The sequence below is a fragment of the Streptomyces sp. NPDC056948 genome, assembly GCF_042674225.1.
Lineage (GTDB): Bacteria > Actinomycetota > Actinomycetes > Streptomycetales > Streptomycetaceae > Streptomyces > Streptomyces purpurascens.
Genome location: NZ_JBHUQX010000113.1, coordinates 1 through 22,664, shown reverse-complemented (window position 1 = coordinate 22,664; position 22,664 = coordinate 1). Strand labels below are relative to the sequence as shown.

Annotated in this window: 23 protein-coding genes; 13 read left to right on the top strand and 10 right to left on the bottom strand. The window is 72.7% G+C overall.

From position 1 onward, the window contains the following. The first annotated feature begins 135 nt into the window (after nt 1-135). The 3 genes from ACFTZL_RS16960 to ACFTZL_RS16950 all read left to right on the top strand — a co-directional run bounded on the left by ACFTZL_RS16960 (nt 136) and on the right by ACFTZL_RS16950 (nt 3,446). Nucleotides 136-1,023, top strand: coding sequence for a slipin family protein (locus ACFTZL_RS16960; RefSeq protein ID WP_382582717.1), 888 nt, complete (start codon nt 136-138; stop codon nt 1,021-1,023). Nucleotides 1,024-1,113: 90 nt separating this feature from the next. Further along, nucleotides 1,114-2,502, top strand: coding sequence for a PhoX family protein (locus ACFTZL_RS16955; protein ID WP_382582714.1), 1,389 nt, complete (start codon nt 1,114-1,116; stop codon nt 2,500-2,502). 86 nt (nt 2,503-2,588) lie between these two features. Beyond that, entirely contained in the window at nt 2,589-3,446 is an 858-nt protein-coding gene (locus tag ACFTZL_RS16950) for a PPK2 family polyphosphate kinase (RefSeq protein WP_382582711.1), read from the top strand. Between the two features lie 9 nt (nt 3,447-3,455). On the opposite strand, the gene ACFTZL_RS16945 is transcribed toward ACFTZL_RS16950, so the two are convergent. Together ACFTZL_RS16945 and ACFTZL_RS16940 are read right to left on the bottom strand one after the other, a co-directional pair. After that, nucleotides 3,456-3,941, bottom strand: a complete 486-nt coding sequence (locus tag ACFTZL_RS16945; protein WP_382582708.1) for an SRPBCC domain-containing protein — start codon at nt 3,939-3,941, stop codon at nt 3,456-3,458. Next, the gene (locus ACFTZL_RS16940) at nt 3,938-4,312 is read right to left on the bottom strand and encodes an ArsR/SmtB family transcription factor (RefSeq protein WP_382582705.1); all 375 of its coding nucleotides are present in this window, start codon (nt 4,310-4,312) and stop codon (nt 3,938-3,940) included. Before ACFTZL_RS16940 ends, ACFTZL_RS16945 begins: the two co-directional genes overlap by 4 nt. An 86-nt stretch (nt 4,313-4,398) precedes the next feature. Between ACFTZL_RS16940 and ACFTZL_RS16935 the strand changes: the two genes are divergently transcribed. From ACFTZL_RS16935 to ACFTZL_RS16925, 3 genes are all read left to right on the top strand, one after another. Then, the gene (locus ACFTZL_RS16935) at nt 4,399-5,916 is read left to right on the top strand and encodes an FAD-dependent oxidoreductase (protein WP_382582703.1); all 1,518 of its coding nucleotides are present in this window, start codon (nt 4,399-4,401) and stop codon (nt 5,914-5,916) included. A gap of 62 nt (nt 5,917-5,978) precedes the next feature. Further along, nucleotides 5,979-6,812, top strand: coding sequence for a polysaccharide deacetylase family protein (locus ACFTZL_RS16930; protein ID WP_382582700.1), 834 nt, complete (start codon nt 5,979-5,981; stop codon nt 6,810-6,812). Between the two features lie 18 nt (nt 6,813-6,830). Further along, nucleotides 6,831-7,010, top strand: coding sequence for a hypothetical protein (locus ACFTZL_RS16925; RefSeq protein ID WP_382582697.1), 180 nt, complete (start codon nt 6,831-6,833; stop codon nt 7,008-7,010). On the opposite strand, the gene ACFTZL_RS16920 is transcribed toward ACFTZL_RS16925, so the two are convergent. Both ACFTZL_RS16920 and ACFTZL_RS16915 read right to left on the bottom strand, forming a co-directional pair. Then, nucleotides 7,002-7,673, bottom strand: coding sequence for an ABC transporter (locus tag ACFTZL_RS16920; RefSeq protein WP_382582695.1), 672 nt, complete (start codon nt 7,671-7,673; stop codon nt 7,002-7,004). The genes ACFTZL_RS16925 and ACFTZL_RS16920 overlap by 9 nt on opposite strands. Next, nucleotides 7,670-8,536, bottom strand: coding sequence for an ATP-binding cassette domain-containing protein (locus ACFTZL_RS16915; protein WP_382582692.1), 867 nt, complete (start codon nt 8,534-8,536; stop codon nt 7,670-7,672). Before ACFTZL_RS16915 ends, ACFTZL_RS16920 begins: the two co-directional genes overlap by 4 nt. On the opposite strand from ACFTZL_RS16915, the gene ACFTZL_RS16910 reads away from it, so the two are divergent. Then, nucleotides 8,535-9,320, top strand: a complete 786-nt coding sequence (locus ACFTZL_RS16910) for a peptidyl-tRNA hydrolase (RefSeq protein WP_382582689.1) — start codon at nt 8,535-8,537, stop codon at nt 9,318-9,320. The two genes, ACFTZL_RS16915 and ACFTZL_RS16910, sit on opposite strands and share 2 nt — an antisense overlap. A 9-nt stretch (nt 9,321-9,329) precedes the next feature. Here the strand turns inward: ACFTZL_RS16910 and ACFTZL_RS16905 are convergent, their stop codons facing one another. Next, entirely contained in the window at nt 9,330-9,695 is a 366-nt protein-coding gene (locus tag ACFTZL_RS16905) for a darcynin family protein (RefSeq protein ID WP_382582686.1), read from the bottom strand. A gap of 30 nt (nt 9,696-9,725) precedes the next feature. Beyond that, nucleotides 9,726-10,619, bottom strand: coding sequence for an NAD(P)H-binding protein (locus ACFTZL_RS16900; RefSeq protein WP_382582683.1), 894 nt, complete (start codon nt 10,617-10,619; stop codon nt 9,726-9,728). 123 nt (nt 10,620-10,742) lie between these two features. Here ACFTZL_RS16900 and ACFTZL_RS16895 point away from each other — a divergent pair, with 123 nt between their 5' ends. Together ACFTZL_RS16895 and ACFTZL_RS16890 are read left to right on the top strand one after the other, a co-directional pair. Further along, entirely contained in the window at nt 10,743-11,675 is a 933-nt protein-coding gene (locus tag ACFTZL_RS16895) for a LysR family transcriptional regulator (RefSeq protein ID WP_382582721.1), read from the top strand. A 101-nt stretch (nt 11,676-11,776) separates the two neighbouring features. After that, on the top strand, nt 11,777-12,238 hold the full coding sequence (locus ACFTZL_RS16890; protein WP_382582681.1) for a hypothetical protein: 462 nt from the start codon (nt 11,777-11,779) through the stop codon (nt 12,236-12,238). Nucleotides 12,239-12,251: 13 nt separating this feature from the next. Here ACFTZL_RS16890 and ACFTZL_RS16885 read toward each other — a convergent pair whose 3' ends face one another. Continuing rightward, nucleotides 12,252-12,746, bottom strand: a complete 495-nt coding sequence (locus tag ACFTZL_RS16885; protein WP_382582719.1) for a potassium channel family protein — start codon at nt 12,744-12,746, stop codon at nt 12,252-12,254. Nucleotides 12,747-12,987: 241 nt separating this feature from the next. Here ACFTZL_RS16885 and ACFTZL_RS16880 point away from each other — a divergent pair, with 241 nt between their 5' ends. Then, entirely contained in the window at nt 12,988-14,388 is a 1,401-nt protein-coding gene (locus ACFTZL_RS16880; protein WP_382582678.1) for a DUF692 domain-containing protein, read from the top strand. Nucleotides 14,389-14,415: 27 nt separating this feature from the next. Here the strand turns inward: ACFTZL_RS16880 and ACFTZL_RS16875 are convergent, their stop codons facing one another. The 3 genes from ACFTZL_RS16875 to ACFTZL_RS16865 form a co-directional block, all read right to left on the bottom strand. Then, nucleotides 14,416-15,885 carry an APC family permease gene (locus tag ACFTZL_RS16875; protein WP_382582675.1) on the bottom strand — a complete coding sequence of 490 codons (1,470 nt, stop codon included), beginning with the start codon at nt 15,883-15,885 and terminating at the stop codon, nt 14,416-14,418. Continuing rightward, on the bottom strand, nt 15,882-17,453 hold the full coding sequence (locus ACFTZL_RS16870; protein WP_382582672.1) for a GMC family oxidoreductase: 1,572 nt from the start codon (nt 17,451-17,453) through the stop codon (nt 15,882-15,884). Before ACFTZL_RS16870 ends, ACFTZL_RS16875 begins: the two co-directional genes overlap by 4 nt. Before the next feature lie 93 nt (nt 17,454-17,546). Beyond that, on the bottom strand, nt 17,547-19,013 hold the full coding sequence (locus ACFTZL_RS16865; RefSeq protein ID WP_382582669.1) for an aldehyde dehydrogenase family protein: 1,467 nt from the start codon (nt 19,011-19,013) through the stop codon (nt 17,547-17,549). A 383-nt stretch (nt 19,014-19,396) separates the two neighbouring features. On the opposite strand from ACFTZL_RS16865, the gene ACFTZL_RS16860 reads away from it, so the two are divergent. The 3 genes from ACFTZL_RS16860 to ACFTZL_RS16850 all read left to right on the top strand — a co-directional run. Beyond that, nucleotides 19,397-20,113 carry a DUF4142 domain-containing protein gene (locus tag ACFTZL_RS16860; RefSeq protein ID WP_382582666.1) on the top strand — a complete coding sequence of 239 codons (717 nt, stop codon included), beginning with the start codon at nt 19,397-19,399 and terminating at the stop codon, nt 20,111-20,113. 86 nt (nt 20,114-20,199) lie between these two features. Further along, a complete protein-coding gene (locus ACFTZL_RS16855) occupies nt 20,200-20,970 on the top strand; it encodes a TIGR04222 domain-containing membrane protein (RefSeq protein WP_382582663.1) in 771 nt (256 codons plus the stop codon). Between the two features lie 114 nt (nt 20,971-21,084). Continuing rightward, the coding region (locus tag ACFTZL_RS16850) for an alpha/beta hydrolase (protein WP_382582660.1) at nt 21,085-22,664 on the top strand (1,580 nt) is incomplete at its 3' end.

The following is a 22,664-nucleotide window of genomic DNA, read 5'->3' as shown; positions in this document are numbered from 1 at the left end:
CCATTCGCATGTCCGTCGCGGGCCGGTGGGGACTCGTCGCACATTCCCCGCACCGCTGGGCATGGCCCCGAACCCCGGTCCCGGCATATCGTTACAGAAGCATACGAAATCGGACCTCTGGACGAGGAGGTCGGCATGGTCGAAGAGCTGATGGGGGCGGTGGCGGCGGTCTGCGCCGGTGGTCTGGTGTATCTGGCCGCGGCGGCGCGGGTCGTCAAGCAGTACGAGCGCGGGCTCGTCTTCCGGCTCGGGCGCGTGCACGGGGATGTGCGGCGGCCCGGGTTCAACATGATCATTCCCGCGGTGGACCGGATGCGCAAAGTCAATCTGCAGATCGTGACGATGCCGATCCCCGCCCAGGAGGGCATCACCCGCGACAACGTGACCGTGCGGGTCGACGCGGTGGTGTACTTCAAGGTCGTGGACCCGGCGGCCGCGATCGTCAATGTCGAGGACTACCGCTTCGCCGTCTCCCAGATGGCCCAGACGTCCCTGCGCTCGATCATCGGAAAGAGCGAGCTGGACGACCTGCTGTCCAACCGGGAGAAGCTCAACCAGGGCCTGGAGCTGATGATCGACAGCCCGGCCGTGGAGTGGGGCGTGACCATCGACCGGGTGGAGATCAAGGACGTGTCCCTGCCGGACACGATGAAGCGCTCCATGGCCCGCCAGGCCGAGGCCGACCGTGAGCGGCGGGCTCGTCTGATCAACGCGGACGCCGAGTACCAGGCCTCGAAGAAGCTGGCCCAGGCCGCCCGCCAGATGGCCGACACGCCGTCCGCGCTCCAGCTCCGGCTGCTCCAGACCGTGATGGCCGTGGCGGCGGAGAAGAACTCCACGCTGGTGCTGCCCATCCCGGTGGAGCTGCTGCGGTTCCTGGAACGCGGCCGTGATGAGGGCGGACAGCCCCAGACGCAGGCACAGACACCCGAACAGACACAGGCCTCCCTCGACGCGGCGGAGCAGCCCATCGACAAGACGGAACAGGCCATGGAGGAGCTGCGACGGGCGGTGGAGCAGTGACCCGCGCTACGCGCGTGGTTCACGCCGCCCGCACCAGGTGATAGACACAGCGGGATCACAGTTCCTGTCCGCCAGCAGGAAGGTTCCCCCATGACCGAAACCGGTCGTTTCGCCACGCGACGTCAGGTGCTCGCCGGAACGGGCGCCCTGGGCATCGGGATCGGATTCTCCGGTGCCCTGCCCGAACTCTTCGCCGGCACCGCCGCCGCACAAGGCCTCGGCCACCACGGCTACGGCCCGCTCGTCCCCGACCCGAAGGGCCTGCTCGACCTCCCGGAAGGCTTCCGCTACCGGGTGCTCTCCCGCCAGGGAGACGAACTCCGGTCGGGTGAGGGCAAGGTCCCCTCCAACCACGACGGCATGTCGGCCTTCGCCGGCAAGGGCGGCCGGGTCCATCTGGTCCGCAATCACGAGAACCGCGCCGACGGCAAGGTCCCGGTCCCCACGGTCCAGGGCCTTACCTACGACCCGGCCGGCAAGGGCGGCTGTACGGCCCTGACGCTGGACGCCCGCAACAACGTCGTGTCGGAACGCGTCGCGATCGCCGGCACCGCCGTGAACTGCGCGGGCGGCCCCACCCCGTGGGGCACCTGGCTGACCTGCGAGGAGACCGAGGACAGGGCCGGCACCAACGGCTACACCAAGGACCACGGCTTCATCTTCGAGGTCGACCCGGTCGACCCGCACCGCACCGGAGCCGTACCGCTGACCGCGATGGGCCGCTTCCAGCACGAGGCGATCGCCGTCGACCCCCGGCGGGGTGTGGTGTACGAGACGGAGGACGCCTTCGAGAAGCCCTTCGGCCTCTTCTACCGCTTCCTGCCGAATAAGCCGCTGGGCGGCCGGGGTTCGCTGCGTGCGGGCGGCCGGCTCCAGGCCATGCGGGTGCCCGGCGTGCCCGACCTGTCCACGATCCAGTCCGTCGGCGCTGCCGCCGAGTTCGACGGCGTCGAGTGGGTGGACGTACCGGACCCCCAGGCCGCGCAGACGCCGATCCGGTTCCAGGACTTCGGCCGCGGGGGCATCACGCACGCGCAGAAGCTGGAGGGCTGCTACTGGGGCGGCCGGTCGGTGTACTTCGTGTCGTCCTTCGCCCGCCGCTCGGACGGTTCGACGGCCGACCACTACGGGCAGATCTGGCGCTACGACCCCGAGCGCCGCCGGCTGACCCTGGTGATCGTCTTCGGCCCGGACACCGACATCCAGCTTCCGGGAGAGTCGCCGGACAACATCTGCCTGGCACCCAGCGGCGGCCTCATGGTCAGCGAGGACGGCAACGGCGCCCAGCATGTCTACGGCGTGACCAGGCGCGGCGAGGTGTACGCGATGGCCCGCGGCCGGCAGAACATCGGCACCCCCGAGGAGCCCGAGTGGGGTGAGTTCGCCGGCGTGACCTTCTCCCCCGACGGCGACACGATGTACGTCAACTGCTACACACCCGGCACCACGTTCGCGGTGACGGGCCCCTGGCGCCGGTAGCCGCGGCCGCGCTCCCGACCGGGGCGCCGGGTGCGGAACCCGGTGCCCCGGCGGATGATCGAGGCTCCAGGCCGAAAGGGGGCCCGGTGGGTCACAAACACGGCACCTTGTTGCGTGAGCGGCTGCGCGTCCCGGCCGGTGAGCCGCTCGACCTGTCCCGTCACGACGCCGCAGCCACCCCCGGCGGCCCGGACGGCAAGACGGCGGGCAGGGCCGCCACGGTCCGGATCGGCGAGCGCCTCGCCATCCTCCAGGAGCGGCTGTGGGCGGCGAGCACCGCGGGCGACCGGCGCCGCGTCCTGCTGGTCCTCCAGGGCATGGACACCAGCGGCAAGGGCGGCACGGTCAAGCATGTGATCGGCCTGCTCAACCCGTCCGGCTGCCGCATCACGCCGTTCAAGGCACCGACGGCCGAGGAGCGCGCGCACCCCTTTCTGTGGCGCGTGGAGAAGGCGCTCCCGCTCCCCGGCGAACTGGGCATCTTCGACCGCTCGCACTACGAGGACGTCCTGATCGCCCGCGTCCGCGGCCTGGCGTCCGCCACCGAGATCAACCGGCGCTACGAGCAGATCAACCGCTTCGAGAAGTCCCTCACGGACGACGGCGTGACCCTGGTCAAGTGCTTCCTGCACCTCTCCTACGAGGAGCAGCGCCGCCGGCTGCTCAAACGTCTCGACGAGCCGGAGAAGCGCTGGAAGTTCGCGGCCTCCGACATCGACGACCGCGCCCTGTGGCCCGCGTACCAGGAGGCCTACGAGATCGCCATGGAGCGTTGCGGTCCCTCGTACGCGCCCTGGTACCTGGTCCCGGCCGACCGCAAGTGGTACCGCAACTGGGCGGTCAGCACCCTGCTCCTGGAGCTGCTGGAGGAGCTGGACCCGCGGTATCCCGAGGCGGACTTCGACGTGGCGGAGATCCGGAAGCGGCTGCTGCGGCAGTCCTGATCCGTCCGGTCAGGCGGCCAGCAGGGCGTCGATCTGGCCGACGGCCTCCTTCAGGCCCTCCTCCATGCCCATGGTGACGAGCTGCTCCATCTGCTCACGGGAGTCGAAGAGGGAGCGCATCTCCATCCGGGTGCCGCCGCCGCGCTCGGTGAGGGTCACCCGCACGGAGATGGTCGGCATGTCGTCCTTGGGCTTTCCGTCGTCGTCGGCGAAGCCGTCGGTGAACTCCAGGGCCGTCGGCGGGGTGACCGAGGAGATCCGCCACCAGCCGCGGTGCCGGTCGCCCTCCGGTCCGGTCATGAAGTACGTGACCTCTCCGCCGGGGGTCAGGTCGTGCTGTTCCACCGTGGCCGGGTAGGTCGGCGGTCCCCACCAGCGCTCCAACTGCCGGGGGTCGGCCCACAGCCGCCACACCCGCTCGACGGGGGCGGCGAAGTCGGCGATCAGGGTGAGGGTGAGGTGGTCGAGGTCCTTGTCGACACTGGTGACAGTCATCTCTCGGGTCCTTCCGTAGCGTCGTTCTCTTCGGTTCCGGGGTCCTCGGCGAGCAGCCGGGCCATCCGGTCCACGCGCCCGCGCCATGCCGACTCGAGTTCGTCGAGGGCCTGGCGTGCGCGGCCCACCGCTTCGGGGTCCGTGCACACGAGCTGCTCCCGTCCGCTGCGCTGCTTGGTGACGAGACCCGCCCGCTCCAGCACGGCGACGTGCTTCTGCACCGCGGCGAAGCTCATCGGGTAGGCCTCGGCCAGCCGCGACACCGACAGCTCCCCGCGCACGCAGCGGCGCAGTATGTCCCGGCGCGTGGTGTCGGCCAGGGCGTGGAACAGCCGGTCCACCGTCTCGTCGCTCAACTCATCTACAACCATTTGGTTGTACGTTAGCTCTGCCGGCCCGTCCTGTAAAGCGACACGCCCGCCCGCTGAAGCGGACCCTCGGGGGTACTCGGCGACCCATGAGCGAGAAGGAGCAGGTCAGCAGCTCGTACTGGCTTCAGACGGCACCGGACGGCCATCACCCGGCCCTGGCCGAGGACCTGGACGTCGACGTGGCGGTGATCGGCGCCGGGATCGCCGGACTGTGCACGGCGTGGGAGCTGACGCGGGCCGGACGGAGCGTGGCGGTGCTGGAGGCCGGGCGGGTCGCGGCCGGGGTCACCGGGCACACCACCGCCAAGGTCACCGCCCTGCACACGCTCGTCTACGACAAGCTGCGGCGCACCCGCGGCCCCGAGGGCGCGCGGCTGTACGCCCGCTCCCAGTCCGAGGCGATCGAGCGCGCGGCCGGGATCGTCGCGGAACTGGGCATCGACTGCGAGTGGGAGACCCGGAGCGCCTACACGTACGCGTGCGACGCGGGCCGGGTGGACGGACTGCGCGCCGAGGCGCGGGCGGCCGCCGAGGCCGGGCTGCCCGCCTCGTTCGTGACGGAGACCGGGCTGCCCTTCCCGGTGGCGGGCGCGGTCCGGGTCACCGGGCAGGCCCAGTTCCACCCGCGCAAGTACCTGCTGGCCCTCGCCTCCGACCTGGTCGAACACGGCGGGCACATCTACGAGGACACCGCCGTCCTCGGCCTGGACGAGGGCGAGCCGTGCCGGCTGTCGACCACCACCGGGGCGACGGTCAGGGCCCGGGACGTCGTCGTCGCGACGCACTACCCGATCTTCGACCGGGCCCTGCTGTTCGCCCGGCTGTCGCCGCGCCGCGAGCTGGTCGTGGCCGGGACGATCCCCGCGGACCGGGACCCCGACGGCATGTTCATCACGCCCGACGAGGGCATCCGCTCGGTGCGCACGGCACCGCACGAGGGCGATCGGCGGCTGCTCATCGTCACCGGCGAGCACTTCACACCGGGCACCGGCGACCCGCGGTCCCGCTTCGAGCACCTCACCGCCTGGGCCAGGGGCCACTTCCCGGACCTGGACGTCACCCACCGCTGGGCCACGCAGGACACCGACCCCACCGACACCGTGCCCATGGTCGGCCCGCTGCACCCGGGTGCGCGGCACGCGTATGTGGCCACCGGCTTCGGCGGCTGGGGCATGAGCGGCGGCATGATGGCGGGCCGCCTCCTCACCGCGCAGATCACGGGCGAGGAGTGCGCGTGGAGCGGCCTGTACGACCCGCGGCGGTTGCGTCCGGCCGTGCGTGAGGCGCCGTCGTTCCTCAGGACGCAGGCCAAGGTCGCCGGGCACTTCGTGGGCGACCGGCTGCGGCCCGTGCCGCCCGTGGAGGCCCTGCCGCCCGGCGAGGGCGCCGTGGTGCGCGCCGACGGCCACCGCGTCGCGGTCTACCGGGACGACGACGGCAGCCTGCACGCCGTCTCCGCCCGCTGCACCCATCTGGGCTGCCTGGTCGCCTTCAACGGCGCCGAGCGCGCCTGGGAGTGCCCCTGCCACGGCTCCCGCTTCGACACGGACGGCAAGGTGATCCAGGGCCCGGCGACCAAGCCGCTGGAGCAGCGGGACATCTGACGGCCGGGTGACACCCGCGGTCGTCACGCATAAGGCAACGATCCCGCTCATATCTTCATACGGTGATCACCCTTCTCCGCCGTGCCACCGCCGTGTGCGCCCTGAGCACGGCCCTCGCCGCCTGCGGTACCACCCACCCCCCGCAGGCGGCCGACCCACCGGTGCCCGCACCACCCCCGAGGCCCCCGACCCTCGCCCCCGGACCGGCCGGCCTCACCCCCGTCTTCGAGCACGGCCCCCGAACCCGCGGCCGGACCGTCGCGCTCACCTTCGACGCCGACATGACCGCCGGGCAGGGGGCGCGGGCGGCGTCGGGTGAGCGGTTCGACCATCCGCGGCTGATCTCGACGCTGCGCGCGCTGAAGGTGCGGGCCACCGTGTTCATGACCGGGAGGTGGGCCGAGGAGTACCCGGACCAGGCCCGCTCCATCGGCCGGGACCCGCTCTTCGAGGTCGCCAACCACTCCTACAGCCACTACGCCTACACGCGGGACTGCTACGGCCTGCCGACCGTGCCCGAGGAGCGGAAGCGGTCGGACGTGGAGCGGGCGTACACCGCGTTCCGGAAGGCCGGCGTGCGGGATCCGATGCCGTACTTCCGCTTCCCCGGCGGCTGTTACGACCGCCGGGCCCTGAGGGCCCTGACCCCGACCGGGGTGACCGCCGTGCAGTGGGACGTGGTCGGCGGTGACGCGTTCGAAACGGACCCGGACGTGGTCGCCCGGCAGGTGCTGGACGGGGTGCGGCCCGGTTCGGTGGTCGTCCTGCACTGCACCCGCAGCGCCGCCCCGGCGACCGAACGGGCGGTACGGACGATCGTGCCGGAGCTGCGCCGCAGGGGCTTCCGATTCGTGAAGGTGTCCGAGCTGATCGGGGCCGTGGGCAGCCGCCCCTGACCGGCCTACGCTGGAGGTATGAGCGAGGACGACTACTGCCTGATCGCCTCGGCCAGGCCGCCCCGGGCGGAGGGCCCGCCGTACGCCGAGTGTGTGCTGTGCCGGGAGCCCACGGAGTACCCGGAGTCGTACAAAGGCATCACCCTCTGCCCGGTCTGCGAGTGGCAGGAGGCGCAGCGCACGGCCTGCTCAGGGTGATCGGCGGGAGGCGAGCGCACCGGCCAGGGCCAGCGCGGCGGCCGTGACCAGGACTGCCGCTGCCAGGGGCAGCAGCGGGAGCGGGACCGTGCCCGACCGGGAGCCGGTCACCAGGCCCTGCACCGCCGCCTGGGCCGGGGAGCCGGTGGCCACCAAGGACAGCAGTGCCGCGAGCAGCAGAGCCAGGACGGCACGGCCCCGTGACCGCAGCAACGGCCGACTCGTGAGCGCGCCGACGGCCGTGCCGAGCAGGGCACAGGCCAGGGCGGCGAGCAGCCCGGCACCGCAGGCGGGGGCGAGCGGCACCCGAGTGCTGTGGTCCGAGGCGACCGGGTCGCTGAGCAGCGTCACGAGAAGGGTCGTGACCGAGCCGAGCGCCGCCGCGCCGGCCAGCGCCACCAGCAGGCAGGCCACATGTGCCCGGGCGGGCCCGACGGCTGCCGCCACGCAGCCGCGCGCGGCCTCCGGCTCGCCTGCGACGCAGATCCGCGCCAGCCAGGCCGCGACGGGCAGCAGCGCGGCGGCGGAGTAGCCCAGCGAGTCGAGCACCGGCTGGCCGGCCTGGACGCTGATGACGAGGAAGGCGGCGTACAGCAGGAACGGCGACAGCCAGCGCTGCGAGCGCAGCAGCAGGGCGGCGTGGTAGCGCAAAAGGGCGGTCATCGGCTGCTCCCGGGGGCGTCCGCCCGCGGTGCCACGCGCACCACGTGCCAGGGCGGGCGGGCGGTGAGCAGGGCGCGGAGCAGGACGTCGGAGTGCGAGGCGGGGACGGTCAGGCGGTAGCTGCCCGGCCCTGTCTCCTCGGCCGAGACGGCGGTCCGCCGCACGTCTTCGGGAAGCAGCCCGTCCGGCGGGCCCTGTGCCTCGACCGTGACGTGCGGTCCGGACGGAAGCGGTCCCGCCACGTCACACGGGACGAGGCTGCCGTCGAGCACCGCGTACGTCGCGTCCGGCAGGCCCGCGAGGCGGCCAGGGTCGTGGTCGACGAACACCACGGAACCGCCCGCCGCCGTGCGCTCGGCGACCGCCCGCTCCAACTCGGCGCGGGCATCGGTGTCCAGGCCGGTCCACGCCTCGTCCAGCACCAGCAGCTCCGGCTCCGCCAGCAGGGCCTGCGCGACCGCGACCTTCTGACTGCTGCCCTTGGACAGCCGGCTCATCGGCGTATCGGCGTACGCGGCGGCCCCGAGGCGCTCCAGCCACTCGCCGGCGGCACGGGCGGCCGCCGTGCGGGACAGGCCGTGCACGGTGCCGAGGTGGGTGAGGTAGCCGACGGCGGTGAAGGGCAGGGCGGGCGGGAACCGCTCGGGGACATACGCCGTGCGCGGCCGGCCGGTGATCCGGCCTTCGCTGGGAGCGTCGATACCGGCGAGCAGTCGCAGGAGGGTGGACTTGCCGGTGCCGTTGGCGCCTTCGACGCGGACAAGCCGGCCCGGGGCCACTGTCAGGTCGACGCCACGCAGCACCCAGGGGCCGCGCAGGCCGTAGCGGCGGCCCGCGTTCTCCAGGCACAGGTCGGGTCGCATGGGGCCCATCCTGCACGATCTTGCGGCTGGCAGACTGGGGTTCGTGAGCGAAAACCCGACGCCCGTGAGCGACAGTCCCTTCCGGTCCGAGCCCTCGGCGCGTGACACGGCACCGCAGTTCGTGCTGCCGATGGTCGTGCGGATCGAGCGGGCGGACCCGCCGGCGCGTACGGACGCGCTCGAGACGGCCGCGCTGGCCGTGCTGACGATCCTGGGCGACGAGCGGTCGGCCGGCGACGGCGAGTGGGCGCAGGCCATGCGGGACTGGCAGGACGCCCGGATCCGCAAGGTGGTGCGACGGGCGCGCGGTGCCGAATGGCGGCGGGCCGAGGCACTGCCCGGCATCACGGTCACCGGCGAGTCGGCCCAGGTGCGGGTCTTCCCGCCGGTCCCGCTGGACGGCTGGCCCAAGGACCTGGCCCGGCTCCAGGTCTCCGGCACCGACCTGGACGACCCGGAGCCGCCGGTGGACGCGGACCCGGCCGCCCCCGTGCTGTGGGTGAACCCGCACCTCGGCATGACGGCCGGCAAGGCGATGGCCCAGGCGGGCCACGCCGCCCAACTGACCTGGTGGGAGCTGACCGACGAGGAGCGGGCCGCCTGGCACGACGCGGGTTTCCCGCTCGCCGTACGGACGGCCGCCCCGGCCCGCTGGCCGGAACTGACGAACAGCGGGCTGCCGGTCGTCCGGGACGCCGGGTTCACGGAGATCGCCCCCGGCGCGACCTTCGCGGTGGAGGGGGTCGACCGTATCCGTGCCCTCGCGCGCGAGGAACGGCCGTAGGGCGGCGCGTCAGGTCGTGATGGTGGTCACGGCGTCGACGCCGTAGGTGCGCGCGTAGCCGTTCTCGGTGCCGACGAGGAGGTCGACGACCTCGAAGTAGCGGTCCCAGAAGGGGGTTTCCCGCAGAGCGTCGACGAGGAGCTGGTAGGCGTGGTGGTCGTCCGCCTCCCAGACCCAGACGTCGGTGACGCGCGCGGAGTAGAACTCCGTGTCGTAGAAGCGTGACCGGACGCCTGTGGTCCTGGCCTTGATCACGGGGACGACCTCGGTGGCGAAGGCGTTCACTCGCTCATGGGGAGTCATGGCGAGCCATTCGGGCGTGGTCTTGACGAGCATGAATGCCGTCACGGGCACAGTGGTTTCCTCGGTGGACATCGTGGCTCCTTCGGTGCGGGTGGGTGTGGGTCAGCCCTGGACTGCGGGCTTGAGGGTCTCGGCGCACCACCGCGCGAACGTGGTGGGGGTCGCGGTGTCCGGGGTGCGGATGGCACCGGCGTCGAGGCCGTCGTCCTTGGCCCGCTTCATGTCGGCGATGCCCTGGACGAACGCCTCGTCGAGGCCGTAGCCGGCGAGAGTGGCGCGCAGGTCGTCGAGCGACTGGCGTTCGTAGCGGACGGGACGGCCGAGCTGCTCGCTCATGACGCGGGCGAGATCATCGGGAGAGACGTCCTCGGGGCCGAGGACCGGGACGCTGTCCGCGCCGGTCCAGGAGCGGTCCAGCAGCAGGCGGGCGGCGACGGCGGCGATGTCGGCGACCGCGACGAAAGGGGCCTTGCGGTCGGCGGCGACGGTGTCGGTGAAGACGCCCTTCTCGCGGATCGAGTCGGCCTCCTCCAGGAGGTTCTCGAAGAACGACGGGTTGGCCAGGGCCCGGTAGGCGACGCCGGTGCCCGCGATGAGGTCGTCCATGGCGAGGGAGGCGGTGACGAGTCCGGCGCGGTCGGCGACCGGGGTGCCCCGGCCGAGCGCGGAGACGCCGACGACATGGCCGACGCGGTGGGCGGCGAGCGCCTTCGTGGCGGGGAGGGTGAAGCCGGAGTAGGCGTCGTACGGGGGCAGGGAGGAGTCCGGGGGCACGAGCCAGAAGACGGCGTCCGCGCCGTCGAAGGCCCGGTCGACGACCTCGGCGTCGCCGTGCGAGCCGGTGATCACCTCGACGCGGTCGCGCACCGTGTCGGGGAGCCGCGCGGGGTCGCGCACGACCACGCGCAGTTCCTCGCCCCGGGCGGGGGCGGAATCCAGGAGCAGGGGCAGCAGACGGCGGCCGATGTTCCCGGTGGGAGCAGTGATGACGATCATGGAGAACCTCACGGATCGGGTGCCGGATCGGTGGTCCTCATCCTCCGGAGACCAACACCGTTGCCACAATGGGAACTTCAGCAAGGGATCATTGCCCGGAATGGAATTACTCTGGTGAACAGCATGGATCCGGTCATCGACGCGAATCTCGCCGTGGCACTGCACGCTCTGCTCGACGAGCAGAGCGTCACCCGCGCCGCCGCACGCCTGCACACCTCCCCCGCGGCCATGAGCCGCACCCTCGCCCGCCTCCGCCGTCTCCTCCAGGACCCTCTGCTGGTCCGGGCGGGGCAGGCCATGGTCCCCACCCCCCGGGCCCAGGCGCTGCGTGACGAGGCCGCCGCGGTGGTGCACCGCCTCGGGGCCCTGCTCGGCCCCGGCTCCGAGGCCGACCCCGCCACCCTGCGCGGCACCTTCACCCTCCAGGCCTCCGACCTGGTCGCCGCGGCACTGGCCCCCGGGCTGCTGAGCCTGGCCCGGGAGGAGGCACCGGGCATCTCGTTGCGGCTGCGGGCCGAGGAACTGGAGGCCGGGCCGGCCCTCCGCGACGGCCGGATCGACCTGGAGATCGGATCGATCGACCACTTCGACCCCGAGACCCAGGTCGAGGAGTTGGTCACGCTGCGGATGGTGGCGGCGGTCCGGGACGGTCATCCCCTCACCCGGGACGCCCTGACCCCGGACCGGCTCGCCGCCGCCGAGCACGTGGTGATCAGCCGCCGCGGCCGGTTCACCGGGCCCCTCGACACCGCCCTGGCCGAGCGGAACCTCCGCCGGCGGGTCACCGCCGTGCTCCCCAGCCACCTGGCCGCGCTGCACCTCGCCGCCCGCAGCGACGTCGTCTGCCTCGTCCCCGCCGCGCTGCCCGGCGCCCCGCCGTCACCCCTGACCGAGGCCGCCGCCGCGCTCGGACTCGGCCTGCTCGACATCCCCGTGCCGCTGCCGCCCTTGGCCATCGGCATCGCCTGGCACCCCCGCCACGCCGCCGACGGAGCGCACCGCTGGCTCCGGGACGCGGTCCGCCGGACCCTTCGCCCGAGTCCCCGACGTCCCTGACGGAGCCGCGTGGCGTCCACCCGTTCGGCGCAGCCGCGGGCGCGCCGGTCGCGGGCGGGTGCTCCAGTGGGGTTACGAGTCGACCGACCCAGGAGGCAGCCATGACCAGCGCAGCGCACCCTCCCCCCACTCCGCCCGCCTCCGACCGGACGCCCGGCGGCTCCGGCGGCTCCGGCGGCAGCGGCGATTCCTGGGCGGCCGGGGGTCTCACCCTCGGCGGCACCCTGATGGTCGTCTACGGCCTGTTCGCGGTGCTCCAGGGCATCGCGGCGATCGCGAACGACGAGGTGTACACGAGCTTCGGCGAGTACGTCTTCGCGTTCGACCTGACCGCTTGGGGCTGGATCCACCTGGTCGTCGGGGTGCTCGTGGTGCTGGCCGGGCTCGGCCTGTTCACCGGCGCCACCTGGGCACGGGTCGCCGGAGCGTGCGTGGTCGGGCTGGCGCTGATCGCGAACTTCATCTGGCTGCCGTACCAGCCGTTCTGGTCGATCATCATGATCGTGACCGGTCTGTTCGTCCTGTGGTCGGTGTTCAACTACCGCGCCTCCCGCCCGGCGTAGCCGCCGCCCCGGGTCAGGACGGCGGCGGACGCCGGTCCCGGTCGGCGACCACCGTGTGCAGCCGACGGGTCAGCGCGGTGGCCGCCGCGGTGAGGAAGACGAACGTGTACAGGATCTGCAGGACGGTCACCATGCGGGCCTCCTGTCCGCTCGGCGTGATGTCGCCGTAGCCGACGGTCGCGAGCGTGACGACGGTGAAGTACAGCGCGTCGACGCGGGTGCTCAGACCGACGAACTGGCCCGGCTGCTGGGCGAGGGCGTAGTAGCCGGCCGAGAAGACCAGCACGGCCAGGCACATGAGCAGCGAGATCATGAGGCCCGAGCGGGCCTGCGGCTTCTCCAGCACCACGTCGCGCACATGGCGCAGCAGCAGCGCGGCGACGAGCGTCAGGCACAGCGCGAACAGCGGCCAGCCCAGCCAGGGGCGGTCTGCGCCGAGCCCTTCGAGCGGCAACAGGAAATAGGCCGTGCCGACCGCCACGAGCAGGGCTCCGGCTCCGATCCGCAGCCGGCGGACACCGGCCGCCCCGGACTCCGGCTCCCTCTTCCGCGCGGGGCGCTGCGGCTGCTCGCTGCCTTCGGGCACAGTTCCGGTCTACGACGTATCAGGGGGTGGCGCGAGCCTGGTGCCTCCGTCGGTGAACCTCAAATGTTCCTCTGAAGGCGTCCGTGGCAGGGTTCGGGGCCGGGCGGCTGGGCCATACCCCCCTCACGTTCGAGGATCGGGCCGTGCGGAGGAGGGGGACGAAATGGAGCGACTGGGGACGGGCATCGGGTGGCGGCCGGAGATCGCGGACGCCGTGGAACGCATGCCGGGGATCGACTGGGTCGAGGCCGTGGCCGAGAACGTCTGCCCCGGGCACCTGCCCGAGTCGCTTGAGCGGCTGCGCGAACGCGGCGTCACCGTGGTGCCGCACGGCGTCTCGCTGGGCCTCGGGGGCGCGGACCGGCCCGACGAAGGCCGGCTGGCCGCGCTGGCCGAGCGGGTGGAGGCGCTGGGCTCGCCGCTGGTCACCGAGCACATCGCGTTCGTACGGGCGGGCGGTGCGCTGACGGCGTCCCCGCACCTGGAGGCGGGCCATCTGCTGCCCGTTCCCCGGACGCGGGACGCCCTCGACGTCCTCTGCGGGAACGTCCGCATCGCGCAGGAGTCACTGCCGGTGCCGCTGGCCGTCGAGAACATCGCCGCGCTGATCTCCTGGCCGGGCGAGGAGATGACGGAGGGCCAGTTCCTGTACGAGCTGGCCGACCGCACGGGGGTCCGTCTCCTCATCGACGTGGCCAACCTGCACACCAACCATGTCAACCGCGGCGAGGACCCGGCCAAGGCCCTCGCCGAGCTGCCTCTCGAGGCCATCGCCTACGTCCATGTCGCGGGCGGCTTCGAACGCGACGGCGTCTGGCACGACAGCCACGCCCACCCCGTCCCCCGGCCGGTCCTCGACATCCTGACCGACCTCGCCTCCCGCGTCTCCCCGCCGGGCGTCCTCCTGGAACGCGACGAGAACTTCCCGGAACCGGCGGAGCTGGAAGGGGAGCTGGGCGCGATCCGACGGGCGCTGGAGACGGGAGCGGTCGAGCGTGTGAAGACACAGCTCCTGGAGGCGGGCACCGCGGCCACGCGCCGTGCGGAGGCCGGGGCGCTCGGGGCCGGGGCCGGGGCCGGGGCCGGGCAGCGGGGCGAAGAGACCGGGGCGGTCGGGGCGACACGGGGCGCCTTCGACCTGCCCCACCCCGGTGCACGTGAGCGGCTGGGGCTCGCGCAGGCCGCGTTGCTGTCCGCGCTGGTCGCCGGGACACCCGTGCCCGAGGGGTTCGACCGGGCACGGGTCGGCGTCCAGGCGCGGGCGCTCGCCGCGAAGCGGGCGGATGTCGTGGGGAAGGTCGCGCCCGAGCTGCCGGTGATCCTCGGGGAGGACTACCGAACCGCCTTCCTCGGCTACGCCCAGACCCACCCGATGACCGACGGCTACCGACGCGACGCCCTCACCTTCGCCGAGCACCTGCTGTCCGCCGGACGGCCCGGGGACGCGCAGGCGCGGCGGGAACTACGGGAGTGGTGGCTGGAGCGGTCGGGCCCCGCTCCGCGGTCCCGACGCCCCGCCCACCGGCTCGCTCGCGCCACGCGCAGGGTTCTGCTGCGGCGTTGAGGGGAGCCCCCTTCAAGAAAAGAACCTCTAGAGCTGCTTCTCCGGTACCGCGTCGCCCGCCGGAGCATCGCCCCGGCCGTAGTGGTGCGTCGTGAACATGTAGAGCAGGCCCGACCCCACCACCACGCCGCCGCACAGCAGGACGATCCAGTTCTCCCACCAGGACTTCTCCGGGGTGCGGGCCCAGCAGATGTTGATGATGGCCAGGATGCCGTAGACCAGCGCCGCGATGTTCACTGTCAGGCCCCAGCGGCCCAGGGTGAACTCCCCTGCCGGACGCCAGCCCTTGAGCCGGGCGCGCAGCGCGGCCAGGACCACCATCTGGAACGAGCCGTAGATACCGAGGATCGCGAACGAGACGATGTTGGTGAGAGCGTCCTCGGAGAGCAGTGAGGCGAAGGCGATGATCAGCGGCACCGCCGCGGACACGAACAGTGCCCAGCTCGGCACCGCACGGGCGTGGACGAACCGCCGCAGCAGCCGGTGCCCGGCGATCATCTCGTCACGGGCGTAGGAGTAGATGAGCCGCCCGGCCGCGGCCTGGAGGCTGATCGTGCAGGACAGGAAGGAGATCAGCACCACGGCCATCACCATCCGCGCCCCGGTCTCGCCCATGGCGTCGTACAGCACGTCCACCACCGGGTCGGCCTGCTCGCCCGAGATGATCGCGTTGAAGTCCGTGACCGACAGCAGAAGCGACATACAGGTGAACGTGGCCGCCGCGCCGCCGATGTAGATGGTGCGGCGCATCGCGCGGGGGATGACCCGGCCCGGGTGGGCGACCTCCTCGGCGGTGTCTCCGCACGCCTCGAAGCCGTAGTACTGGTAGAGGCCGATGATGCCGGCTGCCAGGAACGCCGGCAGGTAGGAGCCGTCTCCCTCGACGCCGTAGGTGTCGAAGATGACGCCGAGGCCCTGGTGGCGGTGGGTGGACAGCAGGTAGACGCCGACGACGAGGGCGCCGATGAGCTCGCCGGCGAAACCGATGAGCGCCGCCGTCGACAGTGCCTTGGTGCCCATGTAGTTGACGAGGATGGCGACGACGATGAGCACGGCGGTGCACAGCACGGTGGTGTGCACGGTGGCTCTGAAGCCGAAGAGGATGGCGATGTAGGGGCCGGCGCCGTAGGCGACGGAGGTGATGGTCACCAGCAGCGCCCACATGTACACCCAGCCGGTCATCCACGCCCAGCGCGTGCCCCACAGCCGCCGGGCCCAGGGGTAGACACCGCCCGCGATCGGGTACTGGGCGACGACCTCCCCGAAGATCAGCGCGACGAGGAACTGGCCGCAGCCGGCGACCAGGAACGCCCAGATCATCGGCGGTCCGCCGTCGGCGATCGCGATGCCGAAGAGGGTGTAGGTGCCCACCACCGGGGAGAGGTAGGTGAAGCCGAGGGCGAAGTTGGCCCAGGGGCTCATGTCCTTGCGGAACTCCGAGCCGGGCTCCCCTCCCGGGGTGCCGGCGGCCGGTGCGGGAGGCTGTGCGGCGGTCACTTTCCGGCCCTCTGTTCCGCGGACCTCGTGCGGCCGCTGATCAGGTCGGCGGCGCGTTCTGCGGTGAGCAGGACGGTCACCATGGGGTTGATCGTGGGCATCGTCGGGAACACCGACGCGTCGATGATCCGCACGCCCTCGAAGCCGCGCAGTCTCAGCTCGGGGTCGCAGACGGCCAGCGGATCGTCCGGGGCGCCCATGCGGCAGGTGCCCGCGGGGTGGTAGACGGTGTGTGCCACCCGGCGGCCGTACTCCGACAGGTCGGCGTCGGAGACGACGTCCGGGCCGGGCGCGACCTCGCGGACGAGCCAGTCGCGCAGCGGGGCGGTGGCGGCCACCTCGCGGGCGACCTTCAGACCGTCCACGATGGTGCGCTCGTCGTGCCCCTCCGGGTCGGTGAAGTACCGGAAGTCCAGGGCGGGATGCTCGCCGGGGTCGGCGCTGCGCAGCCACATGCGGCCGGTGGACCGGGCACGCGGCACGTTCGGCGTCATGCACACCCCGTGCTGCGGCACGGGGTAGCCCAGGCGTTCGGTGTTGACGGTGAACGGCACCTGGTAGAAGTGGAACATCAGGTCGGGGCGCGGCCCGCTCTTGTCGCGGCGCAGGAACAGTCCGGCGTCGGAGTCCATCGCGGAGTTGGGCGGCAGCGGGCCGTCGGTCTCCCAGACGATCACGGACTCGGGGTGGTCCAGCAGGTTCTCGCCGACGCCCGGCAGGTCGGCCCGTACGTCGATGCCCAGCTTGCGCAGGTCGTCGGCCGGGCCGATGCCGGAGAGCATCAGCAGGCGCGGGGTGTCGATGGCTCCGGCGCACAGCAGGAGTTCGCGTTCGGCGCGCACGGTGGCGGGTTGCCCGTCGGCGCCGCGGACGGCGACCCGGGTCAGCCGCCCCGACTCGTCGGTGAGCAGCCGGTGCGCCCAGGTCTCCAGGAGGAGCGTGAGGTTGGGCCGGTCCATGACCGGGTGGAGGTAGGCGACGGAGGCGGAGGAGCGCAGATTGCCCTCCGGCTCGTAGGCCAGCGAGAAGAAGCCGGCGCCGTCGGCGAAGGGTTCGGCGTTGAAGTCGTCGACGACGGGGACACCGAGGGCGCGGGTGGCCGCGGTGACGAAGTCCTTGGCGATGGGATTGCGGTCGGCCTCGGCCACCGGGACGATCTGTGTGCGCAGCCGGTCCCGGTAGGGGAGGATCGTCGCCGGGTCCCAGCCGGGGCAGCCCCGGGCCACCCAGTCGTCGAGGTCCTGCGGCAGCGGCAGGAAGCTGATCAGCGTGTTGTGGGAGGAGCAGCCGCCGAGCACGCGGGCCCGTGAGTGCAGGATGTGGGAGTTGCCGCGCGGCTGTTCGACGGTGGTGTAGCCGTAGTCGTAGTCCGAGTCGAGCAGGTTGATCCAGTTGCGCAGGCGCAGGATGCGCTCGTCGCCGACATCGCTGGGGCCGCCCTCGATGACGCAGACGCGGCAGTCGGGGTCCTCGCTCAGCCGGGCGGCGAGCACGCAGCCGGCGGTGCCGCCGCCGACGATGACGTAGTCGTAGGCGGACTCGGCGCCGTGCGCGGTGGTGGGGGCCATGCGGTGCCTTTCTTCATGGGCCGCCCCGTCACGGGCGTGCGGCCGGTCTTCGGTGGTCGTCGCGCCACGGGCGGGCGCTGTGCTGCCGGAAGGTCAGCCCTTGAACCAGCCGGAGGGGGCGGGGGCGAGGTTCTGGTAGATGTGCTTGGCCTCCTGGTACTCGCGCAGCCCGGTGGGGCCCAGCTCGCGCCCGACGCCGGAGCGTCCGAAGCCGCCCCATTCGGCCTGCGGCACATAGGGGTGGAAGTCGTTGATCCACACGGTGCCGTGCCGCAGCCGCTGCGCGACGCGCTGGGCGCGGCTCGCGTCGGAGGTCCACACGCCGCCGGCCAGGCCGTAGCGGGTGTCGTTGGCGAGTTCCACCGCCTCGTCCTCGGTGCGGAAGCGCTCGACGGTGACGACCGGGCCGAAGACCTCCTCCTGGACGATGCGCATGGACCGGTCACAGTCGGCGAAGATCGTCGGCAGCAGGAAGAAGCCGCGGCTCAGGGCGGGGTCGTCGGGGCGGGTGCCGCCGGTGACGAGCCGGGCGCCCTCCTCCCGGCCGATGGCGATGTAGCCCTCGACCTTCTCACGGTGCTCGGCGGAGCTGAGCGGGCCGCTCTCGGTGCCCTCCTCCAGGCCGTTGCCGAGCCGGATCGCCCGCGCGCGGTCGGCGTAGGCCTCGACGAACCGGTCGTGCAGCGTGTCCTGGACCAGCAGGCGCGAACCGGCCGAGCAGACCTGCCCGGAGTGCAGGAAGGCGGCGTCCAGCGCAAAGTCGACGGCGGCGTCGAAGTCGGCGTCCGCGAAGACGATGTTGGGGTTCTTGCCGCCCAGTTCCAGGGCGATGTTCCTCGGCCCCTCGGCGGCGCTGGCCATGATGGACCGTCCGGTGTTGAGGCCGCCGGTGAAGGACACCAGGTCGACGTCGGGGTGGCTGGTCAGGGCCGCGCCGACGGTCACCCCGGAGCCCAGGACCAGGTTGGCGACGCCGGGCGGGGCGCCGGCCTCCTCGATGAGCCGGACCATGGCGATCGTGGTGAGCGGTGTGGTCTCGCTGGGCTTGAGGACGAAGGTGTTGCCCGCGGCCAGCGCCGGGGCCACCTTCCAGGAGGCCTGGAGCAGCGGGTAGTTCCAGGGGGCGATGAGCGCGCACACGCCGATCGGCTGGTAGACGACGCGGCTGAGGACGTCCGGGCCGACGTCCACGACCCGGCCGCCGTCCTTGCCCGCGAGTTCGGCGAAGTAGCGGAAGGCGTTGGCCACGTCCTCCACGTCGATGCGGGCCTCGGTCAGCGTCTTGCCGGTGTCGAGGGTCTCGGTGCGGGCGATGTCCTCCCGGTCGCGCAGCAGCAGGTCGTGGACGCGCAGCAGCAGGTCGGCGCGGCGGCGGGAGGGGGCGTTCGCCCAGTCCTCCTCGGCGAAGGCACGCCGGGCGGCGCGTACGGCGCGGTCCACGTCGGCGGCGTCGGCCTCGTCGACGGTGGTGACGACGGAGGCGTCGTAGGGGTTGACCACCTCCCGCCGTTTACCGGCCGTGGCCTGTGTCCACTCGCCGTCGATGTACAGCTCACCCACCGCGGGGCCTCCTTCGCATCCGGCCGGTGCCGATCGGCTCGACGGTCAGCAACATGGCCCATCGGGAGGTCGGCGGCCACGGGGCACACCGCCGCGACGGCGTCCGGGCGGCCCAGAGGACCCGGGTGGGCTAGTCGCCCGGCCCGGCGCGTGCGCGCCCGAGTGTGCCGGGAGTAACACCCGGGTCGTGCCCGCTAGAGCCCACGGGACGATATATGCCTGTTTGCACAGATAGGCGCCCCAGCGCACCTCCCCCAATAGCCCCACCCTGTCCCCGATGCAACCATTCGCCCCTGTACGGCAGTTGACGTAGCCCCGCCGTACTATGTCGATTCCGCACCCGAAGCGCACTAGCGTGCGGTGCCGTACCAGGAGGCACCACCATGCGACCCCGACCCCCCGTCAAGGGCCGAGGCATCGTCAGCGGCACGGGGCTCATCGTCATGTGCCTCGCGGCGACGCTCGCCGCGCTGGTCTTCTCGCTCTGGCCGTACACCGACCGGCCGGGAACGGCGCCGGACGCGCTGAGCGCGCAGACGTTGCGGACGAGCTACGGCCCGCTGTCCGCCCTCGACCAGGAGTTCCTCGTCCAGGTCCGGCTGGCCGGGCTGTGGGAGCCGTCCGCGGGGCGGCAGGCACGGACGAAGGGGACCACCCCCGCCGTGCGGACGGCCGGCCGGCATCTGGTCGAGGGGCACCGGTTCCTGGACGAGCGGGTCCGCGGCGCCGCCTCCCAGCTCAACGTCACCCTGCCGGACACGCCCGGCGACCAGCAGAAGCAGTGGCTGGCCACCCTGGACGAGACGCGGGGCGCGGAGTACGACCGGCAGTTCGCCACCGTCCTGCGGCTGGCCCAGGGCCAGGTGTTCCCGGTCGTCGCCCAGGCCCGTGCGAGCACCCGCAACTCCCTGGTGCGCGAGCTCGCCGACGACGCCACCGCGACCGTCCTCGACCACATCAAGGCCCTGGAGGCGACGGGCGACGTCGACTACGACGCCATGGCCCGCGACATGGCCACCGGCAGCACTCGCCCCGGCCCCGCCCCGACCCCGGCCCAGACGCTCCCGCCGCCCGCCTTCCGCCCACCGCCGGGGCAGTGAAACGGAACGTCACATACCGACAACACTCCGTCCGGGTTGTGAATAAGGCATGGTGTTCTCGGGACCGTGTCACATACAAACAACATATGCTCTGGGTTCTTTTCCTGCTGGCGGCCTGGGCCGTGGCGGGCGCGGCGTGCACACGGCTGTGCCTGGCCGCCGTGCGCGCCGCGGCCGGCGACACGGACACCGGCCAGGTCCATGAACTCACCCTGTACGAGGCCGCGTTCCTCTCCGGCGGACCTCGGCGGGTCGCCGACGTGACCCTCGTCGCCATGGCACGTCAGCGGCGCCTGCTGCTCGCCCACACCGGCTGGGCGACGGTCGTCGATCCGCGCGGGCGGGACGCGATGGAGCGGTCGGTGATAGGAGCCATCGGCCCCGACGGCCAGTCCCGGATCGCACCGGTGCGGGCCACCGCCGCCACGGCGGACGCGGTGCGCGGGATCGCCGACGGGCTGGTGCGCGCGGGCCTCGCGGTACCCGACAGCGCCCGTACGACGGTCGCTGCGGGGGTCCGGCAGGTGCGCGCCGCGGCGGTCGTCGTGCTCGGTCTCGGCGTCGCCGCGCTGCTGGCGCCCGCCCCGCCGGACATGCCGCGCCACCTGGTCGCCCTGTGGTTCGCGCTGCCGCTCGCCCTGACGTTGAGCTGCCTCGCCGTCGCGCGGGTCGAGATCCACCCGTACTCGCGCTGGGCCTCCCCGGCGGGTCAGCGGCTGCTCGGCGCGCTGACCCGGAACGCGGACGGCGCCGCCGACGACCGTACGTACCTCACCTCGGTGGCCGTACGCGGGGTCCGCGCGATCGGCGAACCGGATCTGCGCGCCGCGTTCGCGCACCGCGAGGCACACGACTGACAGGCCGGGGGCGCACGGGAGCATTGACGCCGACACCGGCGGACGGTGCTTGCCTTCCTCAATCGCCGCACCAAACATCCCTTTTGTCGCCACCGTGCACCGAAGGGATACGCGATGAGAGCCGCCCTCCTCTACTCGGCAGCGGGGTCCTTGCTGTTGAGCGCCCTGACCGCGGCCCCGGACACCGAGGGCCGATCCGCCGCGCCCGAGCCGCACGGCACCGCGGTGGCCGCCGCGCGCGCGAAGGCGGCCGGTGTCCGGTTCGGCCCGTGCACCGACGCGCAGGACCTGCCGGGCAGCATGCGGTGCGGCACGGTGACCGTCCCGCTGGACTACGCCCGGCCGAACGGCCGGCAGATCCGACTGGCCGTCAGCAGGACCCGGGCCACGCAGAAGGACCCACACAACAGCAAGCGCAAGGTCCCCCGGCAGGGTGCCCTGGTCTACAACCCCGGCGGGCCCGGGGCCACCGGCCTGTACTTCCCGATCGTCGGGCTGCTCCCCGAGTGGAAGCGGATCGCGGCCGCCTACGACCTCGTCGGCTACGCCCCGCGCGGCGTCGGGCGTTCCGCGCCGCTGTCCTGCCAGGACCCCGGGCAGTTCTTCAAGGCGCCCACACAGGCGCAGACGTACCCGTCGGCGGCGTTCAAGAAGGAACGCGTCGCGCAGGCGAAGGCGTACGCGCGCGGCTGCGCCGAGCGGGCCGGCAGCGCTCTGCGGCACTACCACTCGCTGAACAACGCCCGCGACCTCGACGTGCTGCGCGCCGCGCTCGGCGAGAGGCGGCTGACGTTCCTGGGCTCGTCGTACGGCACCTACTTCGGGGCCGTGTACGCGACGCTGTTCCCCACGCACGTACGGCGGATGGTGTTCGACTCGGTGGTCGATCCCGACCCGGCGGAGATCTGGTACCGCAACAACCTCGCCCAGTCGGCGGCGTTCGAGGGCCGCTGGCGGGACTTCCGGAGCTGGATCGCCCGGCACCACGGCGTGTACAGGCTGGGCAGGACCGCGCGGGAGGTACAGCGCGGCTACGCGCGGGCGAACGCGCGGCTGGCCGCCGAGCCGGCCGGCGGGAAGGTCGGACCGGGGCAGTTGCAGGAGGCGTTCCTGCAGGCCGGGTACTACGACGACCAGTGGCCGCTCCTGGCGCACGCGCTCTCGGCATACCTCAAGGGCGATCCCAAGCCGCTGGTCGAGCAGGCCAGCCGGTATCCGGAAGCGGCCGCCGAGGCGGAGAACACCCACGCGGTGTACCTGGCCGTCGAGTGCAACGACGCCCCCTGGCCGACGGACTGGAGGGTGTGGGACCGGGACAACACCCGGCTCGCGCGCGTGGCACCGTTCGAGACCTGGGACAACGTGTGGACGAACCTGCCGTGCGCCTACTGGCGGGGGCCGCGGCAGCGGCCGCTCGACGTCGGTACCGCGCCCGGCGAGCTGCCGCCGACGCTGATCCTGGCCGCCGAGCGGGACGCCGCCACGCCGTACGACGGGGCCCTGGAACTCCGCCGCCGTCTCGCGGGCTCGGTCCTGGTGACGGAGCGGGACGCGGGCGCGCACGGACTGGCGGGCGGGCCGAACGCCTGCGTCAACGGCTACCTGGAGGCGTATCTGCTGGAGGGCCGGCTGCCCGGGCGGCGCGCGGAGTGCGCGCCGCACGCCGAGCCCGAGCCCGAGCCGCGGTCGACGGC